Genomic DNA, 25,467 nt, shown 5'->3' with positions numbered 1-25,467 from the left:
GGTCAGCGCTCCGCCAGGGTGTAGCCGGCGTCCTCGACCGCAGCGTCGACGGCCGTGCCGTCCAGGGGTGCGGTGCTCGTCACGGTCGCGGTGGAGCGGCCGCCGGCGACCAGGTCGACCTGCACGTCGGTCACGCCCGGCAACTCACGGAACGCCTCGTCGATGCTCATGACGCAGTGCTCACACGTCATGCCGTCGATGGCGTAGGTCACGGTCTGCTGCTCGGTCATCGGTCCTCCTCGTGTCGCCCGTCGGGCGGGTACGATGTGCGCATACCCATGGGGGGTACCTTTACCGTAACGCCGACGACGAGGATGTGTTCCCGATGAGTGACGAGACAGCACAGCATGCGCACCACCACGGCTACATCTCCGCGAAGGACGACTACCGCAAGCGGCTGCGCCGGATCGAGGGCCAGGCGCGTGGGCTGCAGCGCATGGTGGAGGACGAGGAGTACTGCATCGACATCCTCACCCAGGTGTCCGCGATGACGAAGGCGTTGCAGGCGGTGTCGATGGGCCTGCTCGAGGACCACCTGCGCCACTGTGTCACCGACGCGGTGGCCCAGGGCGGCGATCAGGCCGAACAGAAGATCCAGGAAGCGACACTGGCCATCAAACGCCTCGTCCGGTCCTGACGGCTCCGCTTCGTGTACTGCTGGGTTCTCCCACCAAACCGACTGCTGGTCCACTCCGAATGTCCTGCGAGGCGCATGGCAACCGACCGCGTCGACTCCTGACGAAAGGTTCCTTCATGACCACCAACGCATCGACCCGCACCGACCACGGCTACGGCCGCACGCTCACGCAGAAGGGCGCGCTGGTCTTCGGCGTCGTCTTCCTCATCGTCGGCATCGCCGGCTTCATCCCCGGCCTGACCATGGACATGGGCAGCATGATGGCCGCCGGCAACGACTCGAACGCGCAGCTCCTGGGCCTGTTCCAGGTCTCCGTCCTGCACAACATCGTGCACCTGCTGTTCGGCATCGTCGGCCTCATCGCCGCCCGCTCGCACGGCTTCTCCCGCCAGTACCTGCTCGTCGGCGGCATCATCTACGCCGTGCTCTTCATCTACGGCCTGTTCACCGCCGGCATGGAAAGCGCCGCGAACTTCGTGCCGCTGAACAGCGCCGACAACGTGCTGCACCTGATCCTCGCCGTCGCGATGATCATCCTCGGCATCGTCCTGCCGCGCGCCGGAGCCCGTACCGCCCGCTGAACACGCTGACGGTCCGCGCACCGCGCTGGCGCATGACGGGAGGCCCGTGACCATCTGGTCACGGGCCTCCCGTCATGCGGTCCGGCCGTGCGACGTCGCACGGCCGCTCCGTCGTCAGCCCTGCGGCGGCGAGTACAGCTGCAGGTCGTTGCCCTCGCTGTCCTTGAAGGGGATGATCTTGCCCCACGGGTGCTCGCTGATCTCGCCCTGGATGTCGGCACCGCGCTCCTTGAGCGAGGCGACCTCGTCCTCGATGCTGCCGTCCGGCTGGAACGAGACGACCGCGCCGCCGTCGCTCGACTGGCTGGCGGACTCGCGTCCGTTGAGCCCGATCATCAGACCGCCGGCGTCGATCTCGCTCCAGTCGTCGGACTGGTCCTTGACCGTGAGACCGAGCGTGTCGCGGTAGAACGCGACGGCGCGCTCCATGTCGCTGACCGGGACCCAGACTGCTGCGACTCCACTTGCCATGGTGTTTCCTCTCGTCGTGGTGTGCCCTGGACGCTAGGCCGCGTGGTGTCCGCGACGACCCAGCCGCGAGCGGGTTCGGGGTACGCCCAGCACGACGGCGGAGGCTCGGGTGATCGCCACCGTCGGTGCGCGGACCCGACGGGAGGACGACCATGACCGAGATCGTGCACGTGGTGCTCGTGGACTGGGACGGCGAGGACGGGACCGCACCGGAACGCGCGAGCGCCCTGGTCGCGGAACACCTGCCGACCATCGACGGGGTCGTGTCCGTGACGTCCGGGCCGAGCGTCAGCCCCGAGGGACTCGAGGGCGGCTTCGACTGGGCGCTCGTCGTCCGCTTCCGCGACGCCGCTGCGCGGGACGCGTACCTGCCGCACCCGGCGCACCAGCCGGTGGCGGACCACATCGGGGCGCGGAGCGCGCGGGTGGTCGTCTTCGACGTCGCGGCCTGACTGGACAGACGGAGGGGAGGCCCGTGGCGGTGTCGTCACGGGCCTCCCGTCCGTCGTCAGGGGCGGCCGTCCTCCGCGTCCACGACACCGGGCGTCGGGGTCGTGCCGCTGAAGTCGTCGCGCATCGTGCCGACGCCGCGCTGCGGGTGTGCGCGGTCGAGGTGCTTCGCCCGCGACGCCTTCCGCGGCTCAGGGTCGGTGTGCATGGCGGTGTTCCGGTCCTCCTGCAGGGCGGTCTGCACCTCGCCCTCACGGTTGAACGACCACATCAGCATCGGGTCGCCGACCGGCAGCGGATCGGCCTCGTGCCCGCCCATCGGTGCGCTGTGCCAGGTGTGCCAGGTCTTGCCGTAGGAGTTGACCAGGTGGCCCATCAGCTCGGTCTCGACCGGGATCGGCAGGCCGGGGGCGACGAGCTCGCCCGAGAACACCTCGTGGTTGTGGGGGTGCCAGCACGGCTTCTCGTCCTCGGGCAGCGAGTCGAACAGCCGCTCGGACACGATGTACTCGATGCCGATGAGGTTGGCGTCCGCGGTGTTGCCGTCGAACAGCACGCACTGCAGCATCTCGGCGTTCACCACCTTGCAGTAGTGGTGCGCCTCCATCTGCACGTCGGGCTCGCCCTTCACGCAGTGGAACCCGACGACGTAGACGTCGAACCCCTTCAGGGGGTCCGTCGGTTGCAGCAGGTCGGCACCACGGTCGAGGAGGGCGAGACGGAAGCCCCCGTCCTCGCCGGGCGGCCGGACCCCCGTCGAACGGTCGTGGACGGCGGGGTTCCGGGGCACCGGTCAGCCCTCCTCGGGCTCCGCCGGCTCGCCGCCGGAGTCCACGTCGCTGTCCTGCTGGGGGTCCTCGGTGGCGTTCCCCGAGGCGGAGCCGTCGGGCAGGTCCTCGGTGCGCTGGGCCTCCTGGTCGGTCACGCCGTCCGGGCCGGTTCCGTTCGTTGCATCGCTCATGCGGCGGACGCTACGCGCGTCGTGGTGCGCGGGAGGTCAGTCGTCCTGCCCGCACCGGGTCAGTCGTCCCGACGGCCGGTGCGCAGGCCCTCGAACTGGTCGTCGCGCCACTCGCCCTCGACGGGCGCGCCACCCACCGCCGCCTGCTCCCGGGCGCGGAGTTCGACACGGCGGATCTTGCCGGACACGGTCTTCGGCAGCGCACCGAACTCGACCCGGCGCACCCGCTGCCAGGCGGGCATCGCGGTCCGGGCGTGCGCCAGGATGCTCCGCGCGGTCTCTGCGGTCGGCTCCCACCCGGCGGCGAGCGTGACGTACGCCTTCACGACGTTGAGCCGTGATTCGTGCGGGGCCGGGACGACGGCGGACTCGGCGACCGCGGGGTGCTGGAGCAGGGCGCTCTCGACCTCGAACGGCGACACCTTGTAGTCCGAGGACTTGAAGACGTCGTCGGTGCGCCCGACGAACGTCAGCGAACCGTCCTCGTGTCGGGTGGCGACGTCACCGGTGTGGAAGAACCCACCGCGCAGGGCGTCGTCGGTCCGCTCGGGGGCATCGAGGTACCCGGCCATCAGGTTGACCGGCCGGGTGGTCAGGTCCAGGCAGACCTCGCCCTCGGTGACACCCGGCGCTCCGGTCACCGGGTCCAGGAGCTCGATCGCGACGCCGGGCAGGCCGTGGCCCATCGCCCCGGGGTGGACGGTGTCACCGGGGGCGTTGCCGACGATCGCGGTGGTCTCGGTCTGGCCGTAGCCGTCACGGATCGTCCGACCCCAGGCCTCCTCGACCATCCGGATCACCTCGGGGTTGAGGGGCTCACCGGCGGAGACGACCTCGCGCAGTGCACGTGGGCGGGCGCCGAGGTCGGCCTGGATGAGCAGGCGCCACACGGTCGGCGGAGCGCAGAACGAGGTGACCTCGGCCCGCTCGAGCTGGTGCAGCAGGGCGGCCGGGTCGAAGCGCTGCTGGTTGTGGACGAAGACGGTGGCCTCGGCGATCCAGGGCGCGAAGAAGCAGCTCCATGCGTGCTTGCCCCAGCCGGGGGAGCTGATCGCCAGGTGCACGTCGCCCGGCTGCAGCCCGATCCAGTACATGGTCGTGAGGTGCCCGACCGGGTACGAGGTCTGCGTGTGCACGACCATCTTCGGCTTGTCGGTCGTGCCCGAGGTGAAGTACACCAGGCACGGGTCGGAGGCCGCGGTCACGACCTCCGGGCGCCACTCGTCGGCGGGCGCGGGCTCGCCGAGGTCGGCCGGGTAGGTCGTCCAGCCCTCCGCACTGCCGCCGACGACGATGCGCGTGAAGTCACCCGTGACGTCGGCGTACTTCGGGGTCTCGCGGAAGGTCGTGACCACGTGGGCGACCCGTCCGCGGTCGATCCGGTCCTGCAGGTCCGCGGCCCCGAGCATGGTCGAGGTCGGCAGGATCACGGCGCCGACCTTCATCACCGCGAGCATCGACTCCCAGAGCTCGAGCTGGTTGTCGAGCATGAGCAGGACGTGGTCGCCCTTGCCGACGCCGAGGTCGTGCAACCGTGCCGCCAGTCGGTCCGAGCGCGCGGACATCTCGGCGTAGGTGGTGTGCGACTCGCGGCCGTCCTCCTCGACGATCACGAGCGCTTCGCGGTCGTTGCCCTGCGCGATGACGTCGAACCAGTCGATCGCCCAGTTGAACGTCTCGCCGACGTCGGGCCAGCGGAAGTCCCGGCGTGCCGCGGCACTGTCGGACCGGGCGTGCAGCAGGACGTCTCGGGCGGCGCGGAAGGCGGAGGCAGGTTCGGTGCGCATCCTCTGACCTTGCCCCATCCCGCTCGGGATGCCCAGCAGGACACAGTCGATAGCGCATCCGAACATGGCGAGTCAACCCCTCGCGGACAGGACGCCGGCGTCCGTACCGTTTCGGATGGTGTGCTCTGTCTGCGCGCCCGGACGGGAAGGACGCGGATGACCACGATCGACGACACCGTGCCCGACCGGGCGGCAGCCGACGACCGCAGCACCGTCCGCATCGAGGCGATCGGCGGTTCTCCCGACACCGCTGTGGTGGACCTCAGTGGGTTCTACGCGGGACGGCACTGGTCCGCGCGGACCACGGACCGACCCTTCTCGTACCGCTACACGGCGGTGGGCGATGCCGACGTCACGCTCCGTCGCTCACAGATCTCCGGATCGATCCGCGGCCTGATCGGCGCGTCCGACGACTACATCGTGCAGTGGCTCACCGCCGGCAACGGGATCCCCGACGTCGTGCACGACCGCGTCCCGATGGCCGGCGACGTCCCGATGCTGTTCCCGACCGCCCGCGAGTTCGTGTTCGAGTACGAGGACTACGACCAGCGCGTGGTCCACATGTCCCGCCGACTGGTGCACGAGGTCGCGGACGAGCTGTTCCACACCGGACAGGTCCCCGACCTCGGCATCGACCACCTGCGCACCCTCGACCCCGCCGCCGTGACGCGGTGGCGGAACAGCCTGGCCCTGCTGTCCCGCGAGCTCCGCGTCGGCGGTGTGGACAGCCTCCTGTGGCACACGTTGACCCGCGGGACGGCCGCCGCGTTCCTCGGGATGTACCCGCCGACCGTCACCGCGCTGCCGCCCGCCGTGCTCCTGCCCCGCCGCGCACGCCTGCGCGCCGCGGTCGAGTTCGTGCACGAGCACGTCGCCGAGCCCCTCAACGTCTCGGACGTCGCCCGGGCCGCGGGGCTCAGCGTCCGCGCCACCCAGGAGGCCTTCCAGCGGCACATCGGGATGACCCCGCTCCGCTACCTGCAGCACGTGCGACTCGAACGGGTGCGACGGGAGTTGCTGGAGACGGACGCGACGACGGGATCGGTGCAGGCGATCGCCCGAGCGTGGGGGTTCGCGCACCTCGGCCGGTTCTCCGCCGCGTACCGGAACGCCTACGGCGAGTACCCGCGGAACACCCTGCGGCGCTGACGGCGGGGGCGGCAGCGCCCGCTTCGTCCCGTCTCAGTCGAAGTCGTCGAACTCCTCGGCACGGTGGTCAGGGTCCTCGTGCACCGGCCGGACCGGCCCGGCCAGCACCGCCAACCGCCGTACGTGCTCGATGAACTCCGCGTCGTCGACGCCTGCGTCGTCGACGCCTGCGTCGTCGCTGCCCGCGTCGTCGCTGCCCGCGTCGTCGCTGTCCGCGTCACGTACGTCGTCCGCTCCGGGCCCGAGGGTGATCTGGCTGGCCGGACCGAGCAGCAGCGTCTCGATGCTCGGTCGTCCGCGCTCGTCGACCGTCGGCACGTCGACCGTGTCGGTCTTCCGGTTCGCCCCGAGGACGGCGGCGTACCTGATGACGGCGTCGGCGGCACCGTCCGTGGTCCGGATCGCCCGGCCGGCGTAATGGATGTCCTTCACCGCCCCAGTGAACGCACCGACGATGGATCCGGTCCCAGGCTCCGACGACCGGTCGTGGAACACGCAGGGGCTCCCCGGTGTTGCAACCGGTACTGTCGCAGCCAGCGTCACGAACCACGGAGGTACCGATGACCACCACCGAGACCGCGATCCTCGCCGGCGGATGTTTCTGGGGAGCACAGCAGCTGCTCCGCCGACGCCCGGGCGTCATCAGCACACGCGTCGGCTACTCCGGCGGCGACGTCCCCAACGCCACCTACCGCAACCACGGCACGCACGCCGAGGCCGTCGAGATCGTCTTCGACCCCTCGGTGATCTCGTACCGGGAACTCCTCGAGTTCTTCTTCCAGATCCACGACCCGTCCACCAAGGACCGGCAGGGCAACGACGTGGGTGTCAGCTACCGTTCGGCGATCTTCTTCGCCTCGGACGAGCAGCGTGACGTCGCGCTCGACACCATCGCGGACGTCGACGCCTCGGGCATCTGGCCGGGCAAGGTCGTCACCGAGGTCGCGCCGGCCGGCCCGTTCTGGGAGGCCGAGGAGGAGCACCAGGACTACCTCGAGAAGGACCCCTACGGGTACACGTGCCACTTCGTGCGCCCGAACTGGGTGCTCCCGAAGCGCAGCGAGACGGCCGCCACGGCCTGACGCCAAGCGCGAGTAGAAACGGAACGGGAGGCCCGGTACCAGCTGGTACCGGGCCTCCCGTCCGTCGCACGGCGAGATCCGCCTACAAGAAGAGCCTTCGGTCACCGCCGCGGTGCCGCTCACGTCGTCCGGTCTGACATCGCGCCTCCCCGCAGCCGAGGACCTGAAGCGATTCAGTCCTTCGACATCCGCACGGTGGCTGTGGTACCCGCGATCGTCACGGGGAAGCTGATCTCCTGGTCGTCGTAGACGAAGTCCTTCGTGGGATCAGTGGAGGCCAGGAGGGCCGAAGCCGTCGCCGCCTCATCGCGCTTCGACGTCCACGTGTACTTTTCGGATCCGTCGGTCGGCGGCGTATACGTCCCGACCCAGAAGAGGGACCTGGTGTCACCGTTGTCCGTCACGAACTCCACCGTGATGGTGTCTGCCGTGATGGTTGCGCTGGTGTACCCGTCCGCACTCGCTGAGTTGTTCTGCTTCCAGGTACCGACGAGATCAGGCGCGGTGGGAGTGGGAGTGGGAGTGGGAGTCGACGTCGAAGTGTCCGCCGCCGCGGTCGAGGACTGCTTCGAGTCGGCACCGGAATTCGTTGAACCAGCGGCGCTGCACCCGCTCAGGACGAGAACTGCAGCGATCATGACCGGTCCGAACATGCGCTTCATGCGAAGTACCCGGAGACGCCCACGACGAAGCTGTCGCAGGGCGAGTCGTAGAGATCGTGGCTGAACGAGACCGTCCCGTCGGGTGCAACATCGCCGGTTTCTGTTGCGAAGTCCATCGTGCCAGCGGACGAGAGTGCGCCGTCGGTGAAGCAGTAGACGTCCACCGCGTACGGCCCGGACAGCGGCTTGCCTGTGGAATTCACCGCTGAACCGATTATGGCGGAGCCGTTGTTGTCAGCCTGGGTGACCTTGAGGGGCGCAGTGTTGAACGACGAGTTGTCGGCAGGCATCGTGGAGGCCCGGAAGTCGTACTGCGCACCGGACTCCGGGAGCGACTTGACGTCCTCCAAGTAGAGGTAGCTGAACCCCATTTCCCCGGGCTTGACGTGCGCGGGCACCGTGCCTTGGCTGGCTCCGGTCGCGACCACCTTGCCGTCCACGGTGGCGGTCCCGGTGAAGTCGATGTGCGAGATCGTCGCAGCAGTGTTGTTGCGGAACGCGAAGGGCAACGTGCCTCCGCCGAGCACCGCGTTGTCGCGCTTCAGTGCCGCAGTGGACACGACCGAGACGGCACCAGCCTCACCAGCGTCCAACGTCGGCGTGACGTTCCCCGCGAGGTACCCGCTGGCGTTGAAGGGGAGCGCAGCGACCGTGCTCGCAGCCGACTTCGTCGGCACTGGCGCACTCGACGACTGGTCGCTGGATGAGCCCGACGACGCCGACTGGTCGGCGACGGAGCCCGCCGGGACGTTGGATGCAGCGGTACTGCAGCCGCTCACGACCAGGACCACGGCCCACCCCAACGAGATCGAGACGAGCACCTTCTTGCTGAACATGACGATGACGATCCTTTATTGAGACTGTGTCAATGCTTCGGGCTCGCTCACGGTAGCTCCTGCTCGGTCCCTCTCAACGGGGCGGGCACCTGTTCTGGGGGAACATTGCGTGCTCCCGCAACGCTGCACACCCGTTCTCCGGACAAAGAGCTCGCGTATTCGACGGACGGGAGGCCCGGTACCAGCTGGTACCGGGCCTCCCGTTCCGTCGTCGGTCGCGTCTACCGCGCGCGCGTCGCGCCGATCGCCCACACCCGCGGCGGCTCCGCGCCGTTCACGGCGTGGTCGCCGACGATCCGCGCCTTGAAGACCCACGGGTTGTGGCTGCCCGCGGTCCGGGCGTTCCGCCAGTGCCGGTCCAGGTTCTTCGTCGTGCTGACGCCGGACGCGGCGAGCGCGTCGAACAGGTGCGAGGTCGCCTGGGTCGCGAGCGACGTGAGTGCGACCTGCGCCTGCGCGGTCGCGAGTTCGGCACGGTCGTTCCGGCGCTCGTCCTCGGCCTCGTCCAGGGCTGCTCCCTCGTACGCGGCCTGCAGCGCCTCCGCTGCCCGGTCGACGATCGCGGCGGCGGCGAAGCCGGCGGACGAGACCTCGCCGACGACCTGCAGGATCTGCGGGTCGGCGGCGAAGGTGTCGGCGTTGCCGTGTGAGAAGACGCGGTTGCGGGTGCGGACGGCGAGGGCGACCTCCCGTTCGGCGGCCAGGACCGACCCGGCCAGGACCGCCAGCAGCACCCCCTGGTAGAAGGCGGTCTGGTACTTGAACCGGTCATCGAACAGGGTGACCGCGTCCGGCTCCACGCGCGCGTCGACGAAGGTGCTCGTGCCGGAGCCGGTGGTCTGCTGACCGAAGCCGTCCCAGTCGTCGCCGTGGGTGACACCGTCCTGGTGGGCGTCGACGATCGCGATCACCCGCTCGCCGGTGTCGGTGCGCTCGGCGTAGGTGTCGATCCAGTCCGCGAAGACGCTCCCCGTGGAGTAGTACTTCTGCCCGCTGATCCGGAACGTGCCGTCGGGCTGCGGGGTGACCTTCGTGATGACGTCGCCGATCTGCACGGCGCCGACCTCGGTCCACGAGTTGCCGGCGATCTCGCCGCGGCCGAAGCGGTCGAGCCAGCGCGCCCGCTCCCCCGAGCGGCCGACCAGACGGTCCTCGACCAGGGCGAAGTGGCCGCGGAGGGCCTGCGGGATGTTGCTGTCGGCGGCGGCGAGCTCCGTCAGCAGCCGGAACAGCTGCGGCAGCGTGGCACCGGCGCCGCCGTGCTCGACGGGGACCCGCAGGGCGCCGAAGCCGGCGGCGGCGAGTTCGCGGATCTCGGCGGTCGGGAGGGTGTGGGTGCGCTCGCGTTCGGAGGCGCCGGCGGCGATCCGGTCGAAGAGCGGGCGGAAGCGCGCGGCGAGGGTCTCGTAGTCGGGCACGGTGTCGGGCACGGCGTGCGGGGTGGTGGTCGTCGTGGTCATGGTTCGTCCGATCTCGTGTGGCGGGCGGTCAGGAGGCTGCGGTCGCGCTGGGCAGGGACGCACCGGCTGGTGTGGTGGCCGGGTCGGTCGCGACGGCCCGGGTGGCCGGGTCGGTCGCGGCGGTCCGGGTGGTCGGGTCGGTCGTGCTCCGTGCGCTGCGGCGGGCCAGGGCGGCTGCGCCGCCGAACACGACCATCTCGCCGAGCACCGCGACGCCGGCGGCGGCCGGTCCCGTCGGCCAGTGGTCGGTGAGTGCGAGCAGCGCCGGCACGAGTGCGGTCAGCGGGCTCGCCAGCACCAGCGCCCACCCGGTGTACGCCGTGATGGACGCCCGGCCGAGCGCCAGGAGCACGAAGAACAGCGCCCACAGCACCGCCCATCCGGCCCACAGCACGGCGAGCACCGGGTCGTCGACGACGTGGATCGCGGCGAACACCACCGCGGCCACGGCGACGAGCCCGCAGAACCAGCCGAGCCCCGCCGATCCGAGGCCCGCGAGCGCGTCCACCCCGACGTACAGGTACGTCAGGCCGAACAGGAACGTCCCGGTGATCGCGAGCAGGGCCGGGAGCGACCCGTCGGCCGTGACTGCGACGGCGGTGCAGAGCAGCAGCTGCAGCCCGCCGATGAGGACGTTGGAGACCCCGCTGTCGCGTCCGGGGACACGTCCGAGCAGGGTGAGGCCGTTGAGGAGCAGCGCGGCCGCGGACAGGATCAAGCAGATGGAGGCCATGCCGAGAAGGTGCCACGCGGTGCGGACGAGCGGGGGAAGATGACCATCGCTTACGGAATGCTGCGGTTCGTGACGCCGCCCGCAGCGCCGGATCGTGCACGCCCCTGTGGGAGGATCGTCCGGTGGATGCCCCTCGACGACCCGTGGCCGTGGTGATCGCCGCCATGAGCGAAGAGGTCTCGGCCTTCACGGACCTGATCGGCGGCGAGCCGGTCCTGCACGGGCCGACCGGCGGCCACGACGAGCACCACCTGCTCGACGTCGACGGTTCCACGGTCGCCGTGCGCCGGAGTGGGATCGGTTTCACGAACGCCACCGCGGCAGTCGCCCACGCCTTCCACGACTTCGGCTCGGGCGTCCCGGTCATCAGCGTCGGGACCGCGGGCGGTCTCGCGCGGGACGTCCAGCTCGGCGACGTCGTCATCGGCGACTGGTACGTGAACCTCAACGCCGACGCCACGGCCTTCGGGTACGCGCTCGGCCAGGTGCCGGGCATGCCGACCGGGTTCACCGGGGACCCGGACCTCGTCCGCCGTGCGCAGGAGGTCCAGACCTCCGACGTGGTCCGTCTGGCATCGATCGGGTCGAGCGAGGTCTTCGTCACCGAGGGTCGTGCCCGCGACCTCCGTCAGGCCTTCCCGACGGTCGCCGCGGTCGACATGGAGTCGGCGGCGATCGCCCAGTTCGCCCACGTGCACGCGATGCCGTTCGTGTCGGTCCGCGGCATCAGCGACCTGTGCGCTCCGGACGGCGACGAGTTCCGGCAGCACCTCGACGACGCGGCCGCCCGGGCCGCCCGGATCGTGCACCGGCTCGTCGTCGGGTTGGCGTCGGGGACGGGTCCGCTGCCTGCTGCGTGAGCGGCACGGGTCGGCAGGACGACTGCCTCGGCAGTGCCGGCGGCCCGACTCCGTGCACCGGTGCTGAGTGGTGGGGACGCGACTCGTCCGACACCGCGACGACCGGGAGGGACGGGGGCGCCCGTCAGGCCGCCCCCGTCCCTGCTTCCGGCCTCAGGAGCCCGGCGGAACCGCCACGGACTGGCGCGCGCCGGCCCGTTCCGCACGCGGTGCGACGAGGGCCGCCACGAGGACGGCGAGCAGGAGCGGCAGCCGTTCGAGGCCGGGCCGGGACGCCACCGGCAGAGACGGTGCGAGCGGCAGCAGCAGTGCCCACAGGACGACGGGTGCGGCGACGAGGAGCCAACGCCAGCCCCGCACGTCGGCCGACCACGACCAGAGCGCCAGACCGAGGACGGCAGTCCCCAGAACGTGGGCGCCATCGAGTAGGTGTAGTCCACCGGGATGATGCCGAGCAGCGCCCAGATCTCCCACCCGCCGAACGCCACCGCGCCGAGGAGCAGCAGCACGGCGGACACCACGAGGCGCGTCCGTGGGACACGGGTGACCCGGAGCATCGTGACGACGCCGACCGCCGGCAGGACGGTCCCGAAGAGCGCCTGGATCGTGATGAAGCGGTACCACTGCCAGGACCCGCCCCCGTGGTCCCCGCCGAAGGCGAGGGTGAACGCAGCGCTGAGCAGGATCGACAGGACGACGGCGATGGTCAGGACGGGGACCGCGCCGATCATCGGGCGGGAGGTCGCGGTGGTGGTCATGGTGTTCCCCCAGGTGGAGCGGTGGTGACGGGCGCGGTGGAAGACCGCGGTGGTGAGTGCCCCGAGCGCGAGCCGGAGCGGCGAGAGGTCGAGTTCTGTGGCGTCCCGGACGTCGGCGAGCCACTGTTCTCGGCGGACCGACCGGTGACCGGCGGGCGAGAGGTCGACGGCGACCTCGACGAGGATCTCGGCGAACGTCATGAGGTCACGGTCCGACCGCTCGGGCGTCGCTCCGGTGTCTGCCTGCGGCGGAAGGCGGCACAGGCGTCGACGGCGGCGGCACGGCCGTCCGTCGTGAACTCGTAGAGCCGTCGTCGCGGCCCGGACCGCTCGGAGTCGGCCTCCCAGGTGGAGGTGATCCAGCCGCGGTCCTCGAGCCGTTCGAGGATCGGGTAGACGGTGCCTGCCGGGCGTTCGGTCGCCTTGATGACGAGCAGCCCCCACACGGAGCCGTCGTGGTCCAGGAGCGCCGCGAGCACGTCGATCGTCGAGGCGGTCACGCGGGTGAGCGGTTCCACTAGGACACCTCATGGTGCGCAGCGCGGTCGGGGCCGTGCTCGACGCCCCCGTCGGCCGCGTGGGTGATCCGGCGTCGTGTGTGCCGCATGGTCGTCTCCTCTCGGATCGAGGGGCAAGCAACCCCTCTTCTAGCTAGGTAGATTAACGATCCGGACGCAGCGGGAACAGTCGAAGACGCTCAGGGAAGTCGCTGGCGCAGTTCTTGACTGATCGGTCCAGCAGGCGTACGTTCGGGACCGATCAGTCCACTACGCGAACGGAGCTCCATCATGAACGCAGCGCTCACCGGCAAGACCGCACTGGTGACCGGCGGCACCTCGGGGATCGGCGAGGCGGTCGTCCGTCGCTTCGTCGACGAGGGCGCCCACGTCTTCGTCACCGGCCGTCGGCAGGCGCAACTCGACGCCGTCGAGGCCGAGTTCGGCGACGCCGTCACCGCGGTCCGGGCGGACGCCTCCGACCCGGCCGACGTGCTCACGCTCTTCGAGGTGATCGCAGCGCGCGGCACCGGACTCGACGCGGTGCACGCCAATGCCGGACTGGGCGAGTTCAAGCCACTCGCCGAGGTGACGGCCGAGGACATCGACATCGCCTTCGCGACGAACGTGCGCGGCACCACGCTGACGATCCAAGGCGCCCTGCCCCTGCTGAACGAGGGTGCCGCGATCGTCGTGACCGGCTCGACCGCGGCGTCCGGCACGGAGCGTGACTTCGGGCTCTACGGCGGTTCCAAGGCGGCAGTCGCGGCGATGACGCGCACGTGGGCGGCCGACCTGGCTCCTCGAGGGATCCGCATCAACACCATCGTCCCCGGCCCCACCGAGACGCCCGGCCTCAAGGGCCTCGCGCCGAGCGACCCGGACGCCCTCCTGGCGCAGATCGCCTCCTCGGTCGCGCTCGGTCGACTGCTCCGGCCCGAGGAGATCGCCGCCACCGTCCTGTTCCTGGTCTCGGACCAGAGCTCGGGCATGACCGGCAGCGAGGTCCTGGTCGACGGCGGCGCCTCGATCGTCTGACGGCGAGGCCGGCGCCGGACCGGGCTCGGGTGGTGCACCACCCGAGCTGGGGCCATGCCCGCTGCGTCATGATGGTCATGACAGCCCCGCAGCAGACCAGGAGGACGACCGTGCCGAGACCTCGGACGTTCGACGAAGCCGACGTCGTCGCACGCGCCCGGAAGGCGTTCGCCGAGACGGGCTACGCCGGGACGTCCCTCGACACCCTCCTCGAGGCCACCGGTCTCGCGCGACAGAGCCTCTACAACGCCTTCGGCGGCAAGAAGGAACTGTTCATGCGGGCGTTCCTCAGCGACGCCGCCGAGGCGGTCGATGCCGTCGAGTCGATCCGCCACGGCTCGGACAGCCCGATCGGGCGGATCCGGGCGCAACTCGTGAAGGTCGCCGTCGAACACGGGGAATCGCAGGCTCCGCCGTCCCTCTTCACGAAGGCCGCCGTCGAGCTGGCGACGCAGGACGCCGAGGTCGCCGCCACCGTCGCTGCCTCGTTCGACGCCATGCGGGACCACTACGGCGCCTGCATCGCCGAGGCGCAGGACGCCGGGGAGATCGAGGGCACAGCCGACTCCGGCTCGTTGGGAGCGTACTTCTGCGCGGTCATCGAGGGGATCTCCACCCTCGGCGGATCCGGCGTCTCCCGCGCGACGCTGCTCGACATCGGGCTGACCAGCCTCGCCGCGGTCCCGATCACCGACCTGGGACGCGAGCACCTCGGCACGTCGGACGGCGACTGGTCCTGACGGACGAAGGCGTCACGGCGACGACAACGCGTTCCCCGTGAGCAGACGGGAGGCGCGGTGCCACCTGGCACCGCGCCTCCCGTCTGTCAGACGACCTTCCCGCGTCGCGATCAGCGACCGGCGAGCTCGTCGTCGGTGACGTGTTCCTTCCACGTCGTCGCGACGCTCGGGTCCTCACCGAGTTCGAGGAACGCGATGTGCTCCATGAAGCCGTCCTCGGGGGCCGAGTGGAAGTGCTCCTCGCCCGGGGCCGTGTACAGGGTCTGCCCGGCGTGGACCTCGATGATCTCGCCGTCGCGCGTCCCGAACCGAGCGATGCCGGCGGTGACGTGCAGGTACTGACCCTTCTCGTGGGAGTGCCACGCGGTGCGGGCGCCGGGCGCGAACCGGACGAGCGCCGCGGTGGCGTGCTGGCCCGCCTCGTGCGGGGCGACGATCATGTCCACCCAGACGTCGCCCGCGAACTGCTCCGGCGGGTTCTTCTGGGTCGGGGTGTGGGGTTCGATGTTCATGCCTGTTCCTTTCCGTTGTCGGCGGGAGCGCCGTCGTTGACGGCGGCGAGGCCGTTGCGGGTGCGGGGTAGCCGACGTACGGCACGAGGACGGTGAGCACGTCGAGCAGGTCCTGCCGGGTGTTGCCGACGTTGCGGTTCATCGCGACGTGTCCGGCGACCTGGGCATCGGCACCGCCGAGGCCGACGAGGACCGCGAACGTCAGGAGCTCGCGGCGCTGCACGTCCAGTCCGGTGCGGGTGTAGTAGTCACCGAAGCAGTTGCCGGACAGGAACTCCTGGACGTGGACGGCATCGGCGGGAGCGATCTCGCTCTGCGTCGCCCGTCCGACGGCGAGCTGCATCGTCAACCGGTCCGCGCGGGACAGCGAGGTGTGGCGGAGTACCTCGTCGAAGGCGAAGTCCTGGGAGAGCTCGATGAACTCGGGGCCCGTCGTGGCGAGGTCGGACGGGCTGCCGGAAAGGACCGTCACCACCTCCTGCCGTGCCGCGTCACGGATGGGCATGGTGCTGTTCCCTTCCTCGCCGGCCGCCACCTGCGCGACCGTGTCCCACGGTAGGCCGAGGCGCTGCGCGGAGAGATGCTCCACCAGAGCACCCCTCCGCGACCACGAAGCTCGTACGGTCGTCCACCATGACCAGCAACCGCAACCAGACCCTGCTCCGTCCGCGCTCCCTGCGACGCGTCGCGGGCATCCCGGTCGTGCTCGCCGTCGCGGTACTGCTCGCTGGATGCACCTCAGCCTCCCAAGCGGGCAGGTCCGGCTCCGCCCCCGGGGACACCTCGACCGGCAGCCGTTCGGCAACGGCCGAGGCCACCGACAACTCCGCGGGTGGCGGTCCAGCAGGGCGCCGGTGATGACGACTCTGGGCGTGGTTCCACCGCCCGTCGGGTTCAACAGGATCTGGCTCGAGGCGGAGCCCATCGAGCACGTCCACGCAGCATGACCGACCCCTGCGGGAGAGCACGACATCGAGCTGGTCGTCGCGTTCACCCGAACGTTCGACGCTCGGATCGGGAGAGAACGAAGGCCCTCAGGCTGGACCTGAGGGCCTTCGACGATGCTGCAGGTGCGCGGGACGACTGGGTGAGCGTCGTGCAGCAGCGTTGCGACCGCGGCCGGACTACGGGCGCAAGACCATGTGCTGCGCGAGAACGTCGGCGATGGGGACGCACTCGCCGACGGTGTTCACCTGGTCGAAGTAGTCGTACCAGCCCGAGGCGTTCACGACGTCGAAGAACGCGCTGACCGAGGCCTCATCCGACATCTCCCAGACGGCGAACCAGTTGTGCGCTGTCGCTGACGGCGCTGCCCGTGTGGCACTCGCGCCAAGACAGCGCACTCCGATCTCTTCGAGTTCCGTCAACGTCGCGCCGACGGTCGTGAAGAGCGCCCCGCGCTCCTCGATCGATGCATCAAGGAACGCCTGCTTCGGCGTCCACTGCTCGATGACTGTGTACATGCCGTTCTCCGATCATTGAGTTCGAGCCGCGACGGTACGGACTGAACGGTTGTGATCTTGACGACGGATCATGAAACCGTCATCGGTGGTCCCACGTACCTGCCCCACGACGAGCTCCTTCCCCGATGGGCGGGCAGGGCCGCGACCGGCACGTGCTCGGCGAGCGGGAGCGCGCGGTGGAGGCGGGCGAGAGGTCCGCGGCGACCTCGACGATGACCTCCGCCATGGTCACGAGATCACGGGCTGCCCGCTCGGGCGGCGCTCAGGCACCTGCCGTCGACGGAACACGGCCCGAGCCTCGCTTGCGGCAGCGCGCCCATCAGGCGTGAATTCGTAGAGCCGCCGGCGAGGTCCGGACCGTTCGGTGTCGTCCTCCCAGGTGGACGTGATCCATCCACGACTCTCCAGGCGTTCCAGGATCGGGTAGACGGTACCGGCCGGCCGCTCGGTCGACTTGATCACGAGCAGCCCCCAGACCGGACCGTCGTGGTCGAGGAGTGCGGAGAGCACGTCGATCGTCGACGCGGTGACGCGGGTGAGTGGCTCCATCACGCGGTCACCCGCCGTGCGTCGGAGCGACCCTCGAGGAACGGCAGCGCCAGGGCGACGACGACGGTCACCACCAACGGGACGGTGAAGGCGAGCATCCGCTCCGTCTCCCAGACGGCCGACCGGGCCAGCGTCGGCACATCGAGCGCGGCTTGCGCTCCGCGCACTGCCACGTCGAGCGCGATCAGCACCACGGCGGGGGCCGCAACGAGCCACCAGATGCGCGTTCTGGCCTGGTTCGCCACGAACCATGCCGCGAGCAGCCCGGCGAACCCGACACCCGCGCAGACGACCCACACGCTGCCGCCCAATGCCGCGCCGACCAGCAGCGAGCCGGAACCGGCGACGGCGAGCACGGCGGCGGCCCAGCGACGACGCCCCCCCGCCACCCGCGACAGGGCGACGAGCACCAGGGTGACCGGGACGATGACCCCGAGTGCGAGCTGCAGGACCCCGCCGACCCGCTGCTGCTGCGTGCTGGTCCAGACGAAGAACACGGTCCGCTGCAGCACGGACGAGGTGACGACGGACAACACCGCAGCGGTGATGAGCAGTCGCGCAGCGCGGCCGTGCGGCGTGTGGAGCGCGGTCATGGATCCTCCTGGATGGGGGCGTGCGGAGCGGTGGAAGGCAGCGGTCAGGACCATCCCCAGCACGAGGCCACGAGGCGGGACGCCGACCTCGGTCGCACCGAAGACATCGGCGTGCCACTGCTCGCGGCGGTCCTCGCGGACCTCGGCGGGCGACAAGTCGGCCGCACGGTCCACCCACCAGTGGGCTGTCCGGGCGGTTCGTCGTGGTTCGTGGTGCAAGGGCGGTCCTCTCTCACGGGGCGCGGTGCTCGCGCCCGACGTTGTCTCTATCTATATCGCGTAAGCCGGTCATGACGCTGCGTCGTGACCGGATCGTGTCCTCGACCGGCACGGTGAGCCCGAGGACCGAGGGCGTTGATCTCAGTGGCTTCACGGGCGCGCCCCCTGGTCCGCAGATGGAGGATGCGGGCGACCGGGATCGGCTGCACCCGATCGATCGGACGCGGTCCACTTGAACGCGTCTGCTCAGAGCAGCCCACCAGTGGAGAAGGAACACGATGGACATCAGGAATGGGGCTCCCCAGCCCGCCGCACCCCGAGGACGCGGGTTCGGTCACGGCGCCGGCTTCTGGATCGCGGCGGCGACGTTCTTCGTCGTGATGGCCTACAGCACCGCCCCGACACCGCTCTGGGGGCTGCTCCAGCAGCGTGACGGCTTCTCGACCTTCGCGATCACGATCGCGTTCGCCGCGTACGCCGTCGGTGTCGTCATCAGTCTCTTCCTCGTCGGGCACCTCGGCGACACCGTCGGTCGGCGTCCGCTGGTGGTGGCTGGAGTCGTGGTCGAGCTGGTGTCAGCAGTGGTGTTCCTGGTGTGGCCAGCACTCTCCGGGCTGATCGTGGCGCGGGTCCTCTCCGGCCTCGGGGTCGGCATGCTCACCGCGACGATCACCGCACACATCATGGAGCTCCACCGACGACACCGTCCGGGCTCCACCCCGGCCAGGGGACAGATCGTCTCGGGTGCCGCGAATCTGGGCGGGTTCGGTGCCGGTGCCTTGGTCTCCGGTGTGCTGGCGCAGTGGGCGCCGGCTCCGACGGTCACTCCGTTCGCGGTGTTCCTGGTGTTGATGGTGCTCGCACTCGTGGGGATCACTCTGGTGCCCGAGACTGCGTCGTCGCAGGAGGTGCGCGCTCCGTACCGGCCGCAGCGGATCCGGGTCCCGGCGGATGCGCGCGGAGTCTTCCTCCTCGCGGGCGGGATCACGTTCGCCGCGTTCGCGGTCCTCGGACTCTTCACTTCCCTCGTCCCGGTCGTCGTCGCCGGACAGCTGCACATCACCTCCCCCGCGGCTTCGGGATCGGTCGTGTTCGTCACGTTCACAGCGGGAGCGGTCGCGCAGATCCTGTTGCGCGCGATCCCGCCCCGCCGGAAGATCGGCATCGGTGCAGGACTGCTGGCCGTAGGGATCGCCCTGGTCACGGTGGTCGTCGTCACGTCCGGCGGCCTCGCGTCGTTCTTCGTCGGCGGGATCGTCAGCGGCGCTGGCGCCGGCCTGCTGTTCACGGCCGCACTCGCTACCGCCGGCGGACTCGCCGCGCCCGAGCACCGCGGCGAGGTCCTCGCCGGGATCTTCCTCGTCGGGTACATCGGCCTCACCGTTCCAGTGGTCGGCATCGGCGTCGCGACCCTGATGGTCAGCCTCACCACCGCGCTCACGGGCTTCGCGGTGGTGGTCATCGCTGCCGCACTCTTGACCGCCGTGCCGCTCGTCGTGGCGACGGGGCGCCGCGCTGCCTGACGGACTGCGGGCAACAGCGAGAGGGGGCGCGGCCTGCTGGTCGTTCCCCCTCTCGCTGCTGGAGCCACCCATCCATCAGCCGGCTCGTACCGCTCCCCCAGCGAGGTCCGTCGACAGTGCCTCGAGGCGTGCAAGCGCATCGGTCACGGGGGGCAGGTCCCCGATGCGTGCGGCGGTCCACCGGGCCGACAGCGCCATCCGGTCGTCCTGGAGAAGTCGGCGCAGCACCGGGCCGATGGCCACAGGGTCGCGCTCGACGAGCGCCGATCCGGCCGCGACTGCGCGCGCGGCGTTCACCTCGTGGTCCGCGCCCTGCGGCATCACGACCATCGGGACACCGAGCGTCAAGGCCCCCAGTACCGTCCCGGCACCGCCGACGGTGACGACAACGTCGACAGCGTCGAGCAGCTCTGTGAGTGCTCGGAACGGGACGTTGAGGACGGTCACCGCCGACCCCGGTTCGATCACCGCACCGACGCCGTTCACCGCAGTGACGACCAGGTCGGCGGCGAGGTCGGTCGCCCGGATGGAAGCGATCACCCGGTCGAGGAGGTGCTGGTCGGTGAACACGGTGCCCATGGTCACCAGGACCCGCCGCCGCCCGTCGGCGGCCTCCGGCAGGTCGACGACCTCGTCAGCGGCTGACGGGTGACGACGGTGGGGTTCCGGACGCATCGAGATCCGCTGCCCAGGCCGTTGCGTCGCCGCGTCCTCCAGGAAAGACGGGTAGGCGTCGATCCAGGCGGTCACCGCAGGGAGCACCACACCACGGTCACGTGATGCCCGATCCACTGCCGCAGCCATCGCGATGCGCACCGCCTCCGACCGTTCAGGTCCGTACGTGTGCCGGAAGAACGGCACACTCAACGCCTCCGCGACGTACGGGCCGACGTGGTCGGAGCTCTCACTGACCACCACGTCCGGCTGCCACGCACGCGCAACGCGGACCGCATCGTCCGCGTCGTTGCCCACCCGGCGGACTGCGAAGTACTCCGCGATCACGTCCGGCCGTGGTTCGGTCGCAGGGCTCACCCCGGTCTGTCGACGCATGACCTGCATCGCCTCGAGCGTCGGGAGTCCCGCAGAGAGCACATCGATGTCCGGGCTCGCTTCCGCGGCGATGAACGAGCTGGCTGCGGCGGCCGTGATGACGGCGACGTGATGACCCGCGGCGAGGGCAGCGCGCATGAGCGGGATCATCGGGATGATGTGACCGGGAAGCGGGTTCGCGGCGAAGGCGATGCGCATGGTGAGCTCCGATGGGAGTCGAGGTGCAGGGACTTGGACGGACCGTCAGAGGCTGACGGTCCTGAGAGGTGCACGCATCAGTGCGACCACGGAGTGCTGATCTCTGCTGCGGAACCGGAATCCGATCAGCTCCGGGTGTTGCATCCGGGTGTCCGCCGGACACAAACAGGTGAACGACCGAAAGGACCACCAGTGGCCCACGACTTCACCTCGATCTACCGAGAGCACTACCCGTCCGTCCTCCGCTTCGTCGCGCGCAGGGCGCCGACGGCTGATGTCGACGACATCGTCGCCGAGACCTTCACCACCGCCTGGCACAAGCAGGAGGAGATGGCGGTCGCTCCCCTGCCGTGGTTGTACCGGACTGCCAGGAACACCATGCTCAACGCCGTCCGGGCCCAGGGGCGGCGAAGCGCGCTGCACGTCCGCATCGCCGGCGACTCCGCCTCCGACGCCTCCCGCGACCCTGCAGCCCTCGTCGGCGAACGTCGGCGCCTGGCCGATGCGTGGCACCAGCTCGACGCCCTCGACCGTGAGGTGCTCGCGCTCCAAGCGTGGGAGGGGATGACTGCCGCCGAATCGGCGGCGGTCCTCGGCATCTCCCGTGCCGCTTGCTCCATGCGCTCCTCACGGGCCCGACGGCGGCTTGGCACGTTCCTCTCCGCCTTCGATGCGGACGCATCGGATGACCACAGCCCGGTGGCTCCTCCCGGCATCCCCAGCACGACGAACGGAAGCTCCCATGTTTGACGTCCACGAACTCCTCCAGCGCCACGACGCAGAACCCGCCCGCCCGCTGACTCCTCAGGAGGCCGACCGCGCCGATGCGTTGCTTCGCGCGATCAGTGCCACACCGCCGGACTGGGCCACCACTCGTCCGGCGCCCTCGAAGCGTCGGACGCATCGTGCCCGTCCGTGGATGCTCGCCGGGGCGCTGACCGTGGCTGCCGCAGTCGGCGGTGTGAGTCTCATCGGGACCGGGCCGCTCGCGCACCTGGTGCACGTCATCGGCGGTTCTGCGAACTCGGCGACGTTGACCACTGCACAGGTCAGTTCATGGACCCCGATCGCGTCGACACCCCCGGCGACCACGGATGTCCATGACCTCGCCGTCCAGTGCTTGCGCGGGTACGCCGAGCATGAGTTGACACCCCGTGAAGCTGCCGTCGTCACCGTGACGAACGTCGAACAGCGGGGCGAAGTGACGAGTCTGATCTCCTCTGGCGGTGCCGGTGCACCGCGCGTGTGGTGCCTTGCTGGCCCGAACGGCATCGCGACGTCGGAACGCATCGACGACGCTGCCTCGCCCCTCAAGACGCTCCGTCCGCAATCGCTGAACCTGCAGACGTTCGGTGGTCAGGGGGACGATGACAACGCGACGATGAGCGGGTACGGACAGGCAGGATCCGACGTCACCTCGCTCACCATCGAGATGCCGGGCCACCCGGCGGTGACCACGTCCGTGGACGACGGCCTGTGGTCCATGTGGTGGCCTTCGCCTGGCCTCCGGACCCTGCCGGACCTCGGCGCGATCACGTTGACCTGGACGACGAAGGACGGGACGCAACACACCGGGACCGCCCAGGACCTCACCTGGGACCGGGTCCGCTGACGCGCCACTCCGCCCGCAAGGGTCTCGACGACGGAAGAGGGACCGCCGGCCGGCTACGCGGCCGGCGATCCCGACCCGGGCCGCGCGGCTCTCACAGCGCACGACCCGGGGCGGGGACGATCCCGACGACGTCCACCAGCACGACTTCGACGGGAGGAGGCAACCCGACCACGAACATCCGCACGATCACCGGAATCCGCGGGTCGGACACGGTCGATCTGCTGATGACCGGTGTTCCCACGGAGGCACGGAGACCGCCGCTCGGTGACCGTTGAGCGATGCACCTCACGGATGAGGACACGAGCAGACTGAACGAGGAGCACGAGCATGTTGCACGATCCGGTCGTCTCCGTCCGTGGAATCCGCGCCCGGAACGCGCTCCGACTCCGCATGGACATCGCGGAGTCCGGCCTGGAGCTGTTCGAGCGACACGGCTACGACAGGACCACGCTCGAGGACATCGCACGCCACTCCGGGGTCAGCGTGTCGACACTCCACCGGTACTACTCCGCGAAGGACAGGATCCTCGTCGGACACCCGCGGCTCTACATCGGTGGCCTGTCAGCACTGTTCGGTGCGAGTGCGCCAGGCACTTCCCTCGACACCGCTCTCGAGGACGCCGTGCTCGCCTTCCTCAGGCGGGCCGATTCCGACCGGCTGTTCCTCCGGCGGATCCGTACCCTCATCGATCAGGTGCCGTCCGCGCAGGCACGCGTGCACGACTTCTTCTCGCGTGAGAACGAGATGCTCGCACGTGCCGTCCGCGACCGCGCGATCAGCCGGGAAACCGGGAACGCGCCGCTCCCGTACTCGGCGGCGATCGCAGCCGGCAGCGCGATGATGATCGTGACCACCGCTCTGGATGTCGCGAGGACGCAGCCGCACCGGGCGGCCAGGGACATCGGGCTCGAACTCATCGACACGTTCCACGCTGCTCCGCTCGGGGAACACCACGCCGTCCTCAGCGGAACCACCGACGCGCGGCCTGCGCCGCACGGCAGAGACTGCCGACACCGCGGGCCAGTCCGCCCGTCGGCGTCCGTCGTCACCGCGGCGGGACCCGCTTTCCAGGAGGCACGCAATGACCCCGACATCACCACCCCCGGTTCTCCCGGAGACGCCCTTCTCATCTGAAGACATCCTGCGGCTCACCGCGATGCTCGACGGAACGGCCCTCACCCCGGACGACGAGGAGTACCTCGCCGCGTGCACCGGGTACAACCTGGCGAGCCACCGACGACCCGATCTCGTCGTCCTCACCGAGAGCGCGGCTGACGTCGTGCTCGCTGTCACGTTCGCGAACGACCACGGTCTCCCGATCGCCGTCGTCGCGACCGGCCACCACGGAGTAGCACCGCTCGAGCACGGCCTGCTCGTCAACACGAGTCGGATGAACGACGTCGAGGTCGACGGACCCGGTCGACGGGCGATCGTCGGCGCCGGCGCCCGGTGGAACGACGTCGTCCCGAAGACTGCGCAGCACCATCTGACGCCGATCCACGGGTCCTCCGGTCACGTCGGCGTCGTCGGCTTCACGCTCGGTGGCGGCCTCAGCCCGATCCTCGGCCGGAAGTACGGGTGGGGTGCACATCACGTCATCGCGCTCGACGTGGTCACGGCCGACGGCACGCTCCTCCACGCGGACGCCTCCGAGAACAGCGAGCTGTTCTGGGCCATCCGCGGCGGCCGGAGCTCGATCGGGATCGTCACGGGGATGGAGATCGAACTGTTCCCCGTCAGTCGGTTCGTCGGTGGCGGCCTCTTCTTCGACGGCGCCCATGCTGAAGCGGTGCTCGCCGCGTTCGCGCGGGTGACCGCTGACGCGCCCGACGAGTTGACGCTGTCCGTCGCGTTCCTGCGTCTCCCGCCCGTTCCTGGCATCCCGGAGATGCTCGCCGGACGTTTCGTCCTGCACGTGCGTGTCGCACTCATCAAGTCGGCGGAGGACATCGACCTGCTGCTGGCGCCGCTCCGCAACGCGGCACCGCTCCTGCTGGACACCGTGCAGGAGACGCCGTCCGAGGGGTTCGAGCGCGTCCACAACGATCCGGTCGACCCCGCTCCGTTCTCGGAGGACACGTCGATGCTCACCGGATTGACCTCGGACGTGCAACAGGCGCTCCTCGAGCAGGTCGGACCGGAATCGGGTACCGGCCTGCACATCGTCGAGCTCCGCCACATCGGTGGCGCCCTCGCCCGAACACCGCAGACGGGGCGCACGATCTCCACCGCTGATGCTGCGTACGTGCTCTGGGCGGTGTCGATCGGCATGCCCCACGACGACGCGACGGGGATCGCCGAAACCCACCACGTCGTCGAAGCGATGGCCGGGTGGAGCACCGGCACGCGCTACCTCAACTTCGCTCCGGAGGACGGCCGACCCGAAGCCGCGTTCTCGACGGACGACTGGGCGCGTCTCCGACGCGTCAAGACGGCCGTCGACCCGCGCGACGTCTTCCGCACTGAACGACCGCGTCCGCGGTCCTGACCCCTGACAGCAAGGAACACCACCATGACCATCGAATCGATCACGACCGCGGTCTCTGCCGAGACCGAACGCACCCTCGCTCCGATCCCGCTCGCCTGGGCCCGCGCACTCGACACGGCCGCTGCCGAGGTGCTCCAGGGTCTGCTGACCGAGGACGTCGTCGTCGACCTCACCCCCGCGACCACGAAGATCGGCCTCGAGTTCCCCGTCCTCACCGGTCGGGACACCGTCATCGCGAACATGATCGGCGCCGTCGGCCCGCTCGACACCATGCACATGGTCTCGAACGTCACCTACCGTGCCCAGGGCGACGGCTACCGCATCGAGGCCTACGCACTCGCGCAGCACTTCCTCCCGGGCGCCGGACCGGAAGCTTCCGCGACCCGGCGCGCGCTCATGGGCAACACGTGGACGTTCACCGTCCGCAACACTCCGGACGGCCCCCGCGTCGCGCGCTTCGTCATGGACTGCCTCTGGATGGAGGGCGATCCCATGGTCCTGCTCGCCGCGGTGAGCTGAGGCTGCTGCCGCCGAGCACTGAGACGTCCGCTGGGAGTC

33 protein-coding genes and 1 pseudogene are annotated in these 25,467 nt (G+C 70.1%); 16 read left to right on the top strand and 18 right to left on the bottom strand.

The genetic code is table 11. The annotated features are described in order from the left end of the window. Positions 1-2: 2 nt before the first annotated feature. On the bottom strand, positions 3-230 hold the full coding sequence (locus DEJ25_RS08965; RefSeq protein ID WP_110903886.1) for a heavy-metal-associated domain-containing protein: 228 nt from the start codon (positions 228-230) through the stop codon (positions 3-5). A gap of 95 nt (positions 231-325) precedes the next feature. Between DEJ25_RS08965 and DEJ25_RS08960 the strand changes: the two genes are divergently transcribed. Together DEJ25_RS08960 and DEJ25_RS08955 are read left to right on the top strand one after the other, a co-directional pair. Beyond that, entirely contained in the window at positions 326-637 is a 312-nt protein-coding gene (locus DEJ25_RS08960; protein ID WP_110903947.1) for a metal-sensitive transcriptional regulator, read from the top strand. Positions 638-753: 116 nt separating this feature from the next. Further along, the gene (locus tag DEJ25_RS08955; protein ID WP_110903887.1) at positions 754-1,218 is read left to right on the top strand and encodes a DUF4383 domain-containing protein; all 465 of its coding nucleotides are present in this window, start codon (positions 754-756) and stop codon (positions 1,216-1,218) included. Positions 1,219-1,332: 114 nt separating this feature from the next. Here DEJ25_RS08955 and DEJ25_RS08950 read toward each other — a convergent pair whose 3' ends face one another. Next, positions 1,333-1,689: a VOC family protein gene (locus DEJ25_RS08950; protein ID WP_110903888.1), complete on the bottom strand. Its 357-nt coding sequence runs from the start codon at positions 1,687-1,689 to the stop codon at positions 1,333-1,335. A 152-nt stretch (positions 1,690-1,841) separates the two neighbouring features. Between DEJ25_RS08950 and DEJ25_RS08945 the strand changes: the two genes are divergently transcribed. Continuing rightward, positions 1,842-2,141 (top strand): Dabb family protein, encoded by a 300-nt coding sequence (locus DEJ25_RS08945; protein ID WP_110903889.1) that lies wholly within the window; start codon positions 1,842-1,844, stop codon positions 2,139-2,141. Positions 2,142-2,197: 56 nt separating this feature from the next. Here the strand turns inward: DEJ25_RS08945 and DEJ25_RS08940 are convergent, their stop codons facing one another. From DEJ25_RS08940 to DEJ25_RS08935, 3 genes are read right to left on the bottom strand one after another with little or no spacing between them, the layout of a single operon-like run. Beyond that, the gene (locus DEJ25_RS08940; protein ID WP_111044465.1) at positions 2,198-2,929 is read right to left on the bottom strand and encodes an OBAP family protein; all 732 of its coding nucleotides are present in this window, start codon (positions 2,927-2,929) and stop codon (positions 2,198-2,200) included. A 3-nt stretch (positions 2,930-2,932) separates the two neighbouring features. Then, a complete protein-coding gene (locus DEJ25_RS16670) occupies positions 2,933-3,100 on the bottom strand; it encodes a hypothetical protein (protein ID WP_181427388.1) in 168 nt (55 codons plus the stop codon). Between the two features lie 59 nt (positions 3,101-3,159). Further along, a complete protein-coding gene (locus DEJ25_RS08935) occupies positions 3,160-4,887 on the bottom strand; it encodes an AMP-binding protein (RefSeq protein ID WP_111044464.1) in 1,728 nt (575 codons plus the stop codon). A gap of 156 nt (positions 4,888-5,043) precedes the next feature. On the opposite strand from DEJ25_RS08935, the gene DEJ25_RS08930 reads away from it, so the two are divergent. Continuing rightward, positions 5,044-6,036 (top strand): helix-turn-helix transcriptional regulator, encoded by a 993-nt coding sequence (locus DEJ25_RS08930; RefSeq protein ID WP_110903892.1) that lies wholly within the window; start codon positions 5,044-5,046, stop codon positions 6,034-6,036. 33 nt (positions 6,037-6,069) lie between these two features. On the opposite strand, the gene DEJ25_RS08925 is transcribed toward DEJ25_RS08930, so the two are convergent. Continuing rightward, positions 6,070-6,468: a hypothetical protein gene (locus tag DEJ25_RS08925; RefSeq protein ID WP_146236736.1), complete on the bottom strand. Its 399-nt coding sequence runs from the start codon at positions 6,466-6,468 to the stop codon at positions 6,070-6,072. Between the two features lie 128 nt (positions 6,469-6,596). Here DEJ25_RS08925 and msrA point away from each other — a divergent pair, with 128 nt between their 5' ends. Next, positions 6,597-7,118 (top strand): peptide-methionine (S)-S-oxide reductase MsrA, encoded by a 522-nt coding sequence (gene msrA, locus DEJ25_RS08920; RefSeq protein WP_110903894.1) that lies wholly within the window; start codon positions 6,597-6,599, stop codon positions 7,116-7,118. A gap of 173 nt (positions 7,119-7,291) precedes the next feature. Here the strand turns inward: msrA and DEJ25_RS08915 are convergent, their stop codons facing one another. The 4 genes from DEJ25_RS08915 to DEJ25_RS08900 all read right to left on the bottom strand — a co-directional run bounded on the left by DEJ25_RS08915 (position 7,292) and on the right by DEJ25_RS08900 (position 10,809). Further along, positions 7,292-7,756 (bottom strand): hypothetical protein, encoded by a 465-nt coding sequence (locus DEJ25_RS08915; RefSeq protein WP_220033199.1) that lies wholly within the window; start codon positions 7,754-7,756, stop codon positions 7,292-7,294. Positions 7,757-7,776: 20 nt separating this feature from the next. After that, positions 7,777-8,616 (bottom strand): hypothetical protein, encoded by an 840-nt coding sequence (locus DEJ25_RS08910; RefSeq protein ID WP_111044462.1) that lies wholly within the window; start codon positions 8,614-8,616, stop codon positions 7,777-7,779. Between the two features lie 221 nt (positions 8,617-8,837). Continuing rightward, positions 8,838-10,076 carry an acyl-CoA dehydrogenase family protein gene (locus DEJ25_RS08905; RefSeq protein ID WP_111044461.1) on the bottom strand — a complete coding sequence of 413 codons (1,239 nt, stop codon included), beginning with the start codon at positions 10,074-10,076 and terminating at the stop codon, positions 8,838-8,840. A 28-nt stretch (positions 10,077-10,104) separates the two neighbouring features. Continuing rightward, a complete protein-coding gene (locus DEJ25_RS08900) occupies positions 10,105-10,809 on the bottom strand; it encodes an AmiS/UreI family transporter (RefSeq protein WP_110903896.1) in 705 nt (234 codons plus the stop codon). A gap of 122 nt (positions 10,810-10,931) precedes the next feature. Here DEJ25_RS08900 and mtnN point away from each other — a divergent pair, with 122 nt between their 5' ends. Further along, positions 10,932-11,669 (top strand): 5'-methylthioadenosine/S-adenosylhomocysteine nucleosidase, encoded by a 738-nt coding sequence (gene mtnN / locus DEJ25_RS08895; protein ID WP_146236737.1) that lies wholly within the window; start codon positions 10,932-10,934, stop codon positions 11,667-11,669. A 153-nt stretch (positions 11,670-11,822) separates the two neighbouring features. Here the strand turns inward: mtnN and DEJ25_RS08890 are convergent, their stop codons facing one another. Then, entirely contained in the window at positions 11,823-12,029 is a 207-nt protein-coding gene (locus DEJ25_RS08890; protein WP_111044460.1) for a hypothetical protein, read from the bottom strand. A gap of 183 nt (positions 12,030-12,212) precedes the next feature. Between DEJ25_RS08890 and DEJ25_RS08885 the strand changes: the two genes are divergently transcribed. After that, positions 12,213-12,455 carry a hypothetical protein gene (locus DEJ25_RS08885; protein ID WP_146240642.1) on the top strand — a complete coding sequence of 81 codons (243 nt, stop codon included), beginning with the start codon at positions 12,213-12,215 and terminating at the stop codon, positions 12,453-12,455. A gap of 169 nt (positions 12,456-12,624) precedes the next feature. Here the strand turns inward: DEJ25_RS08885 and DEJ25_RS08880 are convergent, their stop codons facing one another. Further along, positions 12,625-12,945: a PadR family transcriptional regulator gene (locus DEJ25_RS08880; RefSeq protein ID WP_111044458.1), complete on the bottom strand. Its 321-nt coding sequence runs from the start codon at positions 12,943-12,945 to the stop codon at positions 12,625-12,627. A 270-nt stretch (positions 12,946-13,215) separates the two neighbouring features. Between DEJ25_RS08880 and DEJ25_RS08875 the strand changes: the two genes are divergently transcribed. Both DEJ25_RS08875 and DEJ25_RS08870 read left to right on the top strand, forming a co-directional pair. Further along, positions 13,216-13,962, top strand: coding sequence for an SDR family NAD(P)-dependent oxidoreductase (locus tag DEJ25_RS08875; protein WP_111044457.1), 747 nt, complete (start codon positions 13,216-13,218; stop codon positions 13,960-13,962). A 110-nt stretch (positions 13,963-14,072) separates the two neighbouring features. Beyond that, complete coding sequence (locus DEJ25_RS08870; RefSeq protein ID WP_111044456.1) at positions 14,073-14,702, top strand: TetR/AcrR family transcriptional regulator; 630 nt, start codon at positions 14,073-14,075, stop codon at positions 14,700-14,702. Positions 14,703-14,812: 110 nt separating this feature from the next. Here DEJ25_RS08870 and DEJ25_RS08865 read toward each other — a convergent pair whose 3' ends face one another. Continuing rightward, complete coding sequence (locus DEJ25_RS08865; protein ID WP_111044455.1) at positions 14,813-15,214, bottom strand: cupin domain-containing protein; 402 nt, start codon at positions 15,212-15,214, stop codon at positions 14,813-14,815. 121 nt (positions 15,215-15,335) lie between these two features. Continuing rightward, positions 15,336-15,557, bottom strand: a pseudogene (locus DEJ25_RS17225) (carboxymuconolactone decarboxylase family protein); the annotation flags it as partial. A 290-nt stretch (positions 15,558-15,847) separates the two neighbouring features. On the opposite strand from DEJ25_RS17225, the gene DEJ25_RS17010 reads away from it, so the two are divergent. Beyond that, positions 15,848-16,072 (top strand): hypothetical protein, encoded by a 225-nt coding sequence (locus tag DEJ25_RS17010; RefSeq protein ID WP_110903902.1) that lies wholly within the window; start codon positions 15,848-15,850, stop codon positions 16,070-16,072. Between the two features lie 266 nt (positions 16,073-16,338). On the opposite strand, the gene DEJ25_RS08850 is transcribed toward DEJ25_RS17010, so the two are convergent. From DEJ25_RS08850 to DEJ25_RS08840, 3 genes are all read right to left on the bottom strand, one after another. Continuing rightward, positions 16,339-16,677, bottom strand: a complete 339-nt coding sequence (locus DEJ25_RS08850; protein ID WP_110903903.1) for a DUF6616 family protein — start codon at positions 16,675-16,677, stop codon at positions 16,339-16,341. Between the two features lie 228 nt (positions 16,678-16,905). After that, the gene (locus tag DEJ25_RS08845; protein ID WP_110903904.1) at positions 16,906-17,226 is read right to left on the bottom strand and encodes a PadR family transcriptional regulator; all 321 of its coding nucleotides are present in this window, start codon (positions 17,224-17,226) and stop codon (positions 16,906-16,908) included. Next, a complete protein-coding gene (locus DEJ25_RS08840; RefSeq protein WP_146240641.1) occupies positions 17,226-17,819 on the bottom strand; it encodes a hypothetical protein in 594 nt (197 codons plus the stop codon). The genes DEJ25_RS08845 and DEJ25_RS08840 overlap by 1 nt, the downstream gene beginning before the upstream one ends. A gap of 497 nt (positions 17,820-18,316) precedes the next feature. On the opposite strand from DEJ25_RS08840, the gene DEJ25_RS08835 reads away from it, so the two are divergent. Continuing rightward, positions 18,317-19,561 (top strand): MFS transporter, encoded by a 1,245-nt coding sequence (locus tag DEJ25_RS08835; protein ID WP_111044453.1) that lies wholly within the window; start codon positions 18,317-18,319, stop codon positions 19,559-19,561. 75 nt (positions 19,562-19,636) lie between these two features. Here DEJ25_RS08835 and DEJ25_RS08830 read toward each other — a convergent pair whose 3' ends face one another. After that, positions 19,637-20,809 carry a nucleotide disphospho-sugar-binding domain-containing protein gene (locus DEJ25_RS08830; RefSeq protein WP_220033198.1) on the bottom strand — a complete coding sequence of 391 codons (1,173 nt, stop codon included), beginning with the start codon at positions 20,807-20,809 and terminating at the stop codon, positions 19,637-19,639. Between the two features lie 192 nt (positions 20,810-21,001). Here DEJ25_RS08830 and DEJ25_RS08825 point away from each other — a divergent pair, with 192 nt between their 5' ends. The 5 genes from DEJ25_RS08825 (at position 21,002) to DEJ25_RS08805 (ending at position 25,428) form a co-directional block, all read left to right on the top strand. Continuing rightward, positions 21,002-21,559: an RNA polymerase sigma factor gene (locus tag DEJ25_RS08825; protein WP_220033197.1), complete on the top strand. Its 558-nt coding sequence runs from the start codon at positions 21,002-21,004 to the stop codon at positions 21,557-21,559. Further along, positions 21,552-22,421 (top strand): hypothetical protein, encoded by an 870-nt coding sequence (locus DEJ25_RS08820; RefSeq protein WP_146236739.1) that lies wholly within the window; start codon positions 21,552-21,554, stop codon positions 22,419-22,421. The genes DEJ25_RS08825 and DEJ25_RS08820 overlap by 8 nt, the downstream gene beginning before the upstream one ends. A gap of 327 nt (positions 22,422-22,748) precedes the next feature. Then, positions 22,749-23,555 carry a TetR/AcrR family transcriptional regulator gene (locus DEJ25_RS08815; RefSeq protein WP_110903910.1) on the top strand — a complete coding sequence of 269 codons (807 nt, stop codon included), beginning with the start codon at positions 22,749-22,751 and terminating at the stop codon, positions 23,553-23,555. A gap of 22 nt (positions 23,556-23,577) precedes the next feature. Continuing rightward, positions 23,578-24,909, top strand: coding sequence for an FAD-binding oxidoreductase (locus tag DEJ25_RS08810; RefSeq protein ID WP_181427387.1), 1,332 nt, complete (start codon positions 23,578-23,580; stop codon positions 24,907-24,909). 24 nt (positions 24,910-24,933) lie between these two features. Continuing rightward, positions 24,934-25,428 (top strand): nuclear transport factor 2 family protein, encoded by a 495-nt coding sequence (locus DEJ25_RS08805; RefSeq protein WP_110903912.1) that lies wholly within the window; start codon positions 24,934-24,936, stop codon positions 25,426-25,428. Positions 25,429-25,467: the final 39 nt, after the last annotated feature.

Source organism: Curtobacterium sp. MCPF17_011, assembly GCF_003234145.1.
Taxonomy (GTDB): Bacteria; Actinomycetota; Actinomycetes; order Actinomycetales; family Microbacteriaceae; genus Curtobacterium.
This window is presented reverse-complemented; position numbering and strand designations above follow the sequence as displayed.

Bases quoted from the DNA above. Each gene is read 5' to 3' on its own strand.
- DEJ25_RS08810 (WP_181427387.1), top strand. From the start codon at position 23,578: ATGCTCGACGGAACGGCCCTCACCCCGGACGACGAGGAGTACCTCGCC.
- DEJ25_RS08850 (WP_110903903.1), bottom strand. From the start codon at position 16,677: ATGTACACAGTCATCGAGCAGTGGACGCCGAAGCAGGCGTTCCTTGAT.
- DEJ25_RS08945 (WP_110903889.1), top strand. From the start codon at position 1,842: ATGACCGAGATCGTGCACGTGGTGCTCGTGGACTGGGACGGCGAGGAC.
- DEJ25_RS08950 (WP_110903888.1), bottom strand. From the start codon at position 1,689: ATGGCAAGTGGAGTCGCAGCAGTCTGGGTCCCGGTCAGCGACATGGAG.
- DEJ25_RS08965 (WP_110903886.1), bottom strand. From the start codon at position 230: ATGACCGAGCAGCAGACCGTGACCTACGCCATCGACGGCATGACGTGT.
- DEJ25_RS17010 (WP_110903902.1), top strand. From the start codon at position 15,848: ATGACCAGCAACCGCAACCAGACCCTGCTCCGTCCGCGCTCCCTGCGA.
- DEJ25_RS08830 (WP_220033198.1), bottom strand. From the start codon at position 20,809: ATGCGCATCGCCTTCGCCGCGAACCCGCTTCCCGGTCACATCATCCCG.
- DEJ25_RS16670 (WP_181427388.1), bottom strand. From the start codon at position 3,100: ATGAGCGATGCAACGAACGGAACCGGCCCGGACGGCGTGACCGACCAG.
- DEJ25_RS08865 (WP_111044455.1), bottom strand. From the start codon at position 15,214: ATGAACATCGAACCCCACACCCCGACCCAGAAGAACCCGCCGGAGCAG.
- DEJ25_RS08960 (WP_110903947.1), top strand. From the start codon at position 326: ATGAGTGACGAGACAGCACAGCATGCGCACCACCACGGCTACATCTCC.
- msrA (WP_110903894.1), top strand. From the start codon at position 6,597: ATGACCACCACCGAGACCGCGATCCTCGCCGGCGGATGTTTCTGGGGA.
- DEJ25_RS08845 (WP_110903904.1), bottom strand. From the start codon at position 17,226: ATGGAGCCACTCACCCGCGTCACCGCGTCGACGATCGACGTGCTCTCC.
- DEJ25_RS08905 (WP_111044461.1), bottom strand. From the start codon at position 10,076: ATGACCACGACGACCACCACCCCGCACGCCGTGCCCGACACCGTGCCC.
- DEJ25_RS08930 (WP_110903892.1), top strand. From the start codon at position 5,044: ATGACCACGATCGACGACACCGTGCCCGACCGGGCGGCAGCCGACGAC.
- DEJ25_RS08900 (WP_110903896.1), bottom strand. From the start codon at position 10,809: ATGGCCTCCATCTGCTTGATCCTGTCCGCGGCCGCGCTGCTCCTCAAC.
- DEJ25_RS08820 (WP_146236739.1), top strand. From the start codon at position 21,552: ATGTTTGACGTCCACGAACTCCTCCAGCGCCACGACGCAGAACCCGCC.
- DEJ25_RS08910 (WP_111044462.1), bottom strand. From the start codon at position 8,616: ATGTTCAGCAAGAAGGTGCTCGTCTCGATCTCGTTGGGGTGGGCCGTG.
- DEJ25_RS08840 (WP_146240641.1), bottom strand. From the start codon at position 17,819: ATGACCGCGCTCCACACGCCGCACGGCCGCGCTGCGCGACTGCTCATC.
- DEJ25_RS08805 (WP_110903912.1), top strand. From the start codon at position 24,934: ATGACCATCGAATCGATCACGACCGCGGTCTCTGCCGAGACCGAACGC.
- DEJ25_RS08835 (WP_111044453.1), top strand. From the start codon at position 18,317: ATGGACATCAGGAATGGGGCTCCCCAGCCCGCCGCACCCCGAGGACGC.
- DEJ25_RS08875 (WP_111044457.1), top strand. From the start codon at position 13,216: ATGAACGCAGCGCTCACCGGCAAGACCGCACTGGTGACCGGCGGCACC.
- DEJ25_RS08935 (WP_111044464.1), bottom strand. From the start codon at position 4,887: ATGCGCACCGAACCTGCCTCCGCCTTCCGCGCCGCCCGAGACGTCCTG.
- DEJ25_RS08955 (WP_110903887.1), top strand. From the start codon at position 754: ATGACCACCAACGCATCGACCCGCACCGACCACGGCTACGGCCGCACG.
- DEJ25_RS08815 (WP_110903910.1), top strand. From the start codon at position 22,749: ATGTTGCACGATCCGGTCGTCTCCGTCCGTGGAATCCGCGCCCGGAAC.
- DEJ25_RS08915 (WP_220033199.1), bottom strand. From the start codon at position 7,756: ATGATCGCTGCAGTTCTCGTCCTGAGCGGGTGCAGCGCCGCTGGTTCA.